Origin of the sequence: Synechococcus sp. H55.11, assembly GCF_047462475.1 — a bacterium.
Classification (GTDB): Bacteria; Cyanobacteriota; Cyanobacteriia; order Thermostichales; family Thermostichaceae; genus Thermostichus.
The window spans coordinates 1-7122 of record NZ_JANSJI010000092.1; the positions used below are offsets into that span (position 1 = coordinate 1).

Genomic DNA, 7122 nt, shown 5'->3' on the forward strand with positions numbered 1-7122 from the left:
CCTCACCTTTGCAAGCCTACTTTTATGCACAAACCGCAATTGGAAAATGACAAAACGGCATAACTTGTTACAAAATGTAACGGCAAATACCAAAGTTAACGGTTGGCCATCGCTAAGGTAGCCGGTGTTACCCTACGGCAGCGACGATGGCGAACCAATTTGAGCGCCTCAAAAGCGAAAAGGACGGGCTGGCGGTCAAAGCCGAGCTGGAAGCGTTTGCCCGCATGGGCTGGGAGAACATCCCTGAAGACGACCGGGATCACCGCCTCAAGTGGCTGGGGATCTTCTTTCGCAAGCGCACGCCCGGCCAGTTTATGCTGCGGCTGCGCCTGCCCAATGGGATCCTGACCAGCGGCCAGATGCGGATGTTGGCGGCGATCATCCATCCCTATGGAAAAGATGGCGTAGCCGACATCACCACCCGGCAGAACCTGCAACTGCGCGGCATCCCCATCGAGGAGATGCCCCAGATCTTGGGCTACTTGAAGGAGGTGGGCCTAACCAGCATCCAGTCGGGCATGGACAATGTGCGCAACATTACGGGATCCCCCCTCGCGGGCATTGACCCAGATGAGCTGATTGACGTGCGCGGCCTCACCCGCAAGGTGCAGGACATGGTAACCAACAACGGCGAGGGCAACCCTTCCTTCACCAATCTGCCGCGTAAGTTTAACATCGCCATCTGCGGTTGTCGCGACAACTCCGTTCATGCGGAGATCAACGACCTGGCCTTTGTGCCGGCCTTCAAAGCGGGTAAGCTGGGCTTCAACGTCTTGGTGGGGGGCTTTTTTTCGGCCCGCCGCTGTGCCGAGGCCATCGGGCTGGATGTCTGGGTGGATCCGCGCGATGTGGTTCCTCTGTGCGAGGCGGTGCTGCTGGTCTACCGGGATCACGGCCTGCGGGCCAACCGGCAGAAGGCGCGGCTGATGTGGCTCATTGACGAGTGGGGCCTGGAGAAGTTTCGGGCGGCTGTGGAGCGGCAGATCGGCCATCCGCTGTCCAGAGCGGCGGAAAAAGATGAGGTGGTCTGGCAGAAGCGGGATCTCCTGGGGGTGCATGCCCAGAAGCAGCCGGGCTTGAACTTCGTTGGCCTGCACGTGCCGGTGGGACGGCTGAATGCCCTGGAGATGATGGAGCTGGCCCGCCTAGCGGAGGTATACGGCTCCGGGGAGCTGCGGCTGACGGTGGAGCAGAACGTGCTCATCCCCAATGTGCCCGATTCGCGGGTGGCGCCGCTGCTTAAAGAGCCGCTCTTGAAAAAGTTCTCCCCCAACCCAGGGCCCTTGCAGCGGGGGCTGGTGTCCTGCACGGGCAACCAGTTCTGCAACTTTGCCCTCATCGAGACCAAAAACCGCGCTGTGGCTCTAATGGAAGAGCTGGAAGCCGAGCTGGAGATCCCGCAGACGGTGCGCATCCACTGGACGGGCTGCCCCAACTCCTGCGGCCAGCCCCAGGTGGCCGATATCGGCCTAATGGGCACCACCGCCCGCAAGGACGGCAAGCCGGTGGAAGCGGTGGACATCTACATGGGGGGAGAAGTGGGCAAAGACGCCAAGCTGGGCGAATGTGTGCGTCGAGGGATCCCTTGCGAAGACCTCAAGCCCGTCTTGGTGGAGCTGCTGATTGAGCACTTCGGGGCCAGGCCGCGCCAGCGTCCATCGGCTGCTCAAACTGCTTCTTCCCCCGTGATGGCTTGCTAAGTAGGGGCCAAGTCTGGGGAAGGTTTTCTCTCTGCGTCGTTCAAAATCTTGGAGGTTCCGATGTCTAAACTGTTCTCCCGTCGCCAATTTTTGGCCGGGGCAGCCGCCCTGGCAGCAGGAGCAGCCGCGGCTGGGATCCCACGCGCCCAATCGCAATCTTTGGGTCAGGGCTACTGGGTGGCCCAGGCCGATACTCCCGAGACCCCGCGGGCCAAGCTGGGGTTCATTGCTCTCACCGACGCCGCCCCCCTGATCATCGCCAAAGAGAAGGGGTTTTTTGACAAGTACGGCATGAAGGACGTGGAGGTGGTCAAGCAGGCCTCTTGGGGCACCACCCGCGACAACTTGGTGCTGGGATCCGCTGCTGGCGGCATCGATGGGGCGCACATTCTCACCCCCATGCCCTATCTCATCACCACCGGCAAAGTTACCGATGGCAAGCCGGTACCGATGTACATTCTGGCCCGCCTGAACTTGGACGGTCAGTGCATCAGCATTGCCAACGAGTACCGGGATTTGCAAATTGGCCTGGATAGTTCCCCCCTCAAAGCCAAGTTTGCGGAAGCGCGAGCTGCCGGCAGGGATCCCAAATGCGCGGTAACCTTCCCCGGCGGCACCCACGACCTGTGGATGCGCTACTGGCTGGCCGCCGGCGGGATCGATCCCAATGGCGATGTCTCTGTCATTGTGGTGCCGCCGCCCCAGATGGTGGCCAACATGAAATCCAAAACGATGGAAGCCTTCTGTGTGGGCGAGCCTTGGAATGCTCAACTGGTGAACCAAAAAGAGGGCTATACCGCCCTCACCACCGGCGAGCTGTGGAATCGCCATCCTGAGAAAGCCTTTGCTCTGCGGGCTGACTGGGTGGATGCCCACCCGAAAGCCACCTTGGCGCTGTTGAAGGCGGTGCAAGAAGCCCAGATCTGGTGCGACCAAATGGAGAACAAAGAGGAAATGTGCCGGATCATCGGCGACCGCCGCTGGCTGGGGGTTCCTGTGGCCGATATCTTGGGTCGCGCCAAAGGCACCTTTGACTACGGCACCGGCAAAGTGGTGCAAAACAGCCCCCACCTGATGAAGTTCTGGCAAGACAATGCTTCCTACCCCTTCAAGAGCCACGACCTTTGGTTCCTGACCGAAGACATCCGCTGGGGCTATCTGCCCGCCGACACGGATACCAAAGCCCTGGTGGACAAGGTCAACCGAGAAGATCTCTGGCGCGAGGCCGCCAAAGCCATTGGCCAAGAGGCCGCCATTCCCCCCAGCACCTCTCGCGGCGTGGAAACCTTCTTCGATGGGGTGAAGTTCGACCCCGAAAATCCGGCTGCCTATCTGGAGAAATTGGCCATCAAGAAGCTGGCCTAGCCTGCTCCTTCCAGGGCTTGCAGAACACCTGCAAGCCCCCTGTCCGAGAGATTTCCCTAAGAGCCCCCAGACAGGTTCAAATTAAACCTCTTCTCTCTTGCACTTTCCCTACGCTGACTTTGACCATAGCCCTACTCTCAGCAAACTATGCCTCTTCTCCACTTTGCCTTGAAGGTGGGCTGCCACCTCTTCCCTTTGCTCATCCGCTTAGGCCGTTGGCTGCTGAGCCAAGGTGCCTCTCTTCAGGCCCATGCCGGGATCCCTTCTGCCACGAGCTCTGGATCCGCTTGGAGGCAACGAGTCCGGATCCATCAAGCGCTGCGCCGCATTCTCTTGCCCGCTACGGCAATTTTCATCGTGCTCCTGCTCTGGCAAATCCTCTACAGCCGGCCCGGCGCCAACCTGCCCACCCCGCTCCAAGTTTGGCAGGACACCTGGGATCCCCTCATTAAAGATCCCTTTTTTGACTACGGCGGCAACGCCAAAGGACTGTTCTGGCAAATCTGGGCCAGCCTGCAGCGGGTGTTCATTGGGTTTTTCTTGGCCAGTCTGGTGGGGGTTTTGGGCGGCATGGTGATCGGGGTCAACCGCTGGCTGCATGAGGCTTTGGATCCCATTGTTCAGGTGTTGCGCACGGTGCCACCTCTGGCTTGGCTGCCGATTTCTTTGGCCGCCTTTCGCGATGCCAACCCCTCCGCCATTTTTGTTATCTTCATCACGGCCCTCTGGCCCATTTTGATCAACACCATTGCCGGTGTACAGCGGATCCCACAGGACTACCGCAATGTGGCCAGAATTGTACGCATGTCCGGCTGGAAGTATTTCTTTAAGATTGTCTTTCCGGCCACGGTGCCCTACATCTTTACCGGCCTGCGCATCGGGGTGGGCCTCTCTTGGCTGGCGATTGTGGCTGCAGAAATGTTGGTTGGCGGGGTGGGCATCGGCTTCTTCATTTGGGATGCCTGGAATAGCTCCCGCATCAGCGAAATTATTGTGGCTTTGATCTATGTCGGCCTGGTTGGCCTTTTGTTGGATCGGGTTACGGCTTGGATTGGCTCGCTGGTGGTTGCCGAGGATCACTAGGTTGGACTGAGCCCGGAGTTGGCTGCTGACAGTTTGCTCACTTTTCAAAAATGAATCTCAAGGGATCCCTTAGGTAGCATCATGAAGACTCAGCCCTACATCGAAGTTGACCATGTAGACAAAGACTTTTTCCTGGACAATGGGGAGGTTTATCCCGCTCTAAGAGACATCCATCTGGAGATCCAAAAAGGGGAATTTGTCTCGCTAATTGGCCACTCCGGCTGCGGCAAGTCCACCCTCCTCAACATCATCGCCGGCCTGGAAAAACCCTCCCGCGGCGGCGTGCTGCTGGAAGGCCGGCAGATGACGGAGCCCGGCCCGGAGCGCATGGTGGTGTTCCAGAACTATTCCCTGCTGCCCTGGCTGACGGTGCGGGAAAACATCGCCCTAGCCGTGGACGAGGTGCTGGGATCCCTTCCCCAAGCAGAGCGAGCCCGCATCGTGGAAGAGCACATCCGCCGCGTGGGTTTGCAGGGGGCAGCCGACAAGCGGCCCGCCCATCTGTCGGGGGGGATGAAACAGCGGGTGGCCATTGCCCGGGCTTTGGCCATTCGCCCGCGGGTGCTGCTGCTGGATGAGCCGTTTGGGGCGTTGGACGCCCTCACCCGCGGCAGCCTGCAGGAACAACTGATGGAGATTGCCCAGGCGGAGCAGCTCACCTGTATTTTGGTTACCCACGATGTGGATGAGGCGCTTCTGCTTTCGGATCGGGTGGTGCTGCTGACCAATGGCCCGGAGGCCCGCATCGGCCAGATCTTGCGGATCCCGTTTCCGCGGCCGCGCCACCGGTTGGAAGTGGTGAATCACCCCGAGTACTACAGCCTGCGGGGGGAGATGATCTACTTTCTCAACCAGCAAAAGCGGGCCCGCCAGAAAACTCCTACCCGTGTGGCCATCGCCAAGGGGGGGCTGGAAAAAGTCAACTTGGCAATTGGCTTTGTGCCCCTCAACGACTGCGCCCCTCTGGTGGTGGCCCAAGAAAAGGGCCTGTTTCAGAAGTACGGCCTGGAACAGGTCACGCTGGTCAGGGAGCCGGGCTGGAAAACCATCTGGGAAGGGAGCCGCTCCGGTCGGCTGGATGCGGCCCTGGTGGTGGCCGGGATCCCTTTGGCCTCTACCCTGGGGGTGGGCGGGGTACCGGTGCCTTTGGTAACTGCGCTTACTGTTTCCCGCGGCGGCAACGCCATCACCTTTGGGCGCCGACTCCTGCTGCAGGCCTTCCAGAGCCCCTGGGATCTTCGCCAGTACCTCCGCCAAACTCCCGATACGGTTCATACGCTGGGGGTGGTGCACCCGGCCTCGATGCACAACTTCCTATTGCGCTATTGGCTGGCCAGCGGCGGCGTGGATCCGGATCGAGATGTGACGTTGACGGTGATCCCGCCGCCGCAGATGGTGGCCCACCTCAAGGCCGGCAACATCGACGGCTACTGCGTGGGCGAACCCTGGAACTCCCGCGCCGTGCGGGAACAGGTGGGGGTTATCGTTGCCACCACTCCCGAACTCTTGCCCAGCCACATCGAGAAAGTCCTGGCGGTGCGCCAAGACTGGGCCCAAAGCTACCCCCGCACCCACGTGGCTCTGGTCAAGGCGCTGCTGGAGGCCTGTCACTACTGCGATCAGCCGCAGCACCGTCCCCAGATCCTGGAGTGGCTGGCCCAGCCCCAGTATGTGGGCGTGGTCACAGCCGATCTGGAGCCGGGGTGGAGGGGCATCCTGCAGCGGGGCATTGCCGATGAATCGCAGGTGATTGTCGGTTTCCACCAGTTTGCCAACGGGCGCAACACCTGCCCCGAACGCTTGGAGCATCTCTGGATCCTGACGCAGATGGCTCGCTGGGGCATCTGCCCCTTCCCTCGCAATTGGGTTGCTGTCCTCGACCAAGTGCTGGATGACAAAACCTACGCCCTAGCTGCTAGAGAACTGGGGCTGCCGGATCGGGCCCACGATCGCGGGGCTTTGCTCTTTGCCGACGGATCCCGCTTTGATGGCGAGGATCCCTTGAACTACCTGGAGTCGGTGGCCATTCGCCAGGAGCTGAAGCTGCAGGAATACCCCCTCAGCAAGGTCTAGTTTTTGCCCTACTGAACTCAACTGGAAGGCTTTATGATGACCCACTCTCGCTTAACTTCTTTGTCCTTTTCTTCAGCCTCTTCCCTCTCAGGTCTGCCCCTTCTTTCCCTTCAGAATGTGGGCAAGACCTACTTTACGGCGGCAGGAGCCTTTGTGGCGCTAGAAAATGTCAACTTGGAAGTGGCCGCCGGCGAATTTGTCTGCATCATCGGCCACTCCGGCTGCGGCAAGTCCACCTTGATCAACATGGTGGCCGGGTTTTCTGCTCCTACTTCGGGATCCATCACCCTCAAGGGCCAGCCCATCACCGCCCCAGGGCCGGATCGGATGATGGTGTTCCAGAACTATTCCCTTCTGCCCTGGCTGACGGCTTTTGAAAATGTTTATTTGGTGGTGGACCAGGTCTATCCCGATAAATCCCCTAGAGAGAAAAGGGAAATCGTTCAAGAACACCTAGAACTCGTGGGTTTGGCCGAAGCAGCCCACAAGCGGCCCAAGCAGCTCTCCGGGGGTATGAAGCAGCGAGTGGCCATTGCCCGCGCGCTGGCGGTGCGCCCAGAAGTGCTGTTGCTGGATGAGCCCTTCGGGGCCTTGGATCCCATTACCAAGCAAGAGCTGCAGGATGAGCTGCTGGCCATTTGGCGAGATCACCGCTGCACGGTTTTGATGATTACCCACGACATCGACGAGGCTCTTTATCTGGCAGACCGGGTGGTGATGATGACCAATGGCCCTGCTGCCCATATTGGCGAGATTTTGACGATCCCCTTTGGGCGACCGCGCAGCCGCGCGCGCATCATGGAAATGCCGGAATTTTACGAGTTGCGCAACTCTGCCCTCGACTTTCTCTACCGTCGCTTTGCCCATGAGGAGAACTAATCAGGGAGTTAACCCTCACCCC

5 protein-coding genes are annotated in these 7122 nt (G+C 59.9%); all 5 read left to right on the plus strand.

Annotated features, from left to right (window positions below):
- Positions 1 to 146: 146 nt before the first annotated feature.
- Complete coding sequence (locus NW853_RS04175) at positions 147 to 1700, plus strand: ferredoxin--nitrite reductase (protein ID WP_414335834.1); 1554 nt, start codon at positions 147 to 149, stop codon at positions 1698 to 1700.
- Between the two features lie 60 nt (positions 1701 to 1760).
- Complete coding sequence (locus NW853_RS04180) at positions 1761 to 3065, plus strand: CmpA/NrtA family ABC transporter substrate-binding protein (RefSeq protein ID WP_414335836.1); 1305 nt, start codon at positions 1761 to 1763, stop codon at positions 3063 to 3065.
- A 147-nt stretch (positions 3066 to 3212) separates the two neighbouring features.
- Complete coding sequence (gene ntrB, locus NW853_RS04185) at positions 3213 to 4148, plus strand: nitrate ABC transporter permease (protein WP_414347938.1); 936 nt, start codon at positions 3213 to 3215, stop codon at positions 4146 to 4148.
- An 81-nt stretch (positions 4149 to 4229) separates the two neighbouring features.
- Complete coding sequence (locus tag NW853_RS04190; RefSeq protein WP_414335839.1) at positions 4230 to 6221, plus strand: nitrate ABC transporter ATP-binding protein; 1992 nt, start codon at positions 4230 to 4232, stop codon at positions 6219 to 6221.
- Positions 6222 to 6257: 36 nt separating this feature from the next.
- Positions 6258 to 7100 carry an ABC transporter ATP-binding protein gene (locus tag NW853_RS04195; protein ID WP_414335841.1) on the plus strand — a complete coding sequence of 281 codons (843 nt, stop codon included), beginning with the start codon at positions 6258 to 6260 and terminating at the stop codon, positions 7098 to 7100.
- Positions 7101 to 7122 lie beyond the last annotated feature (22 nt).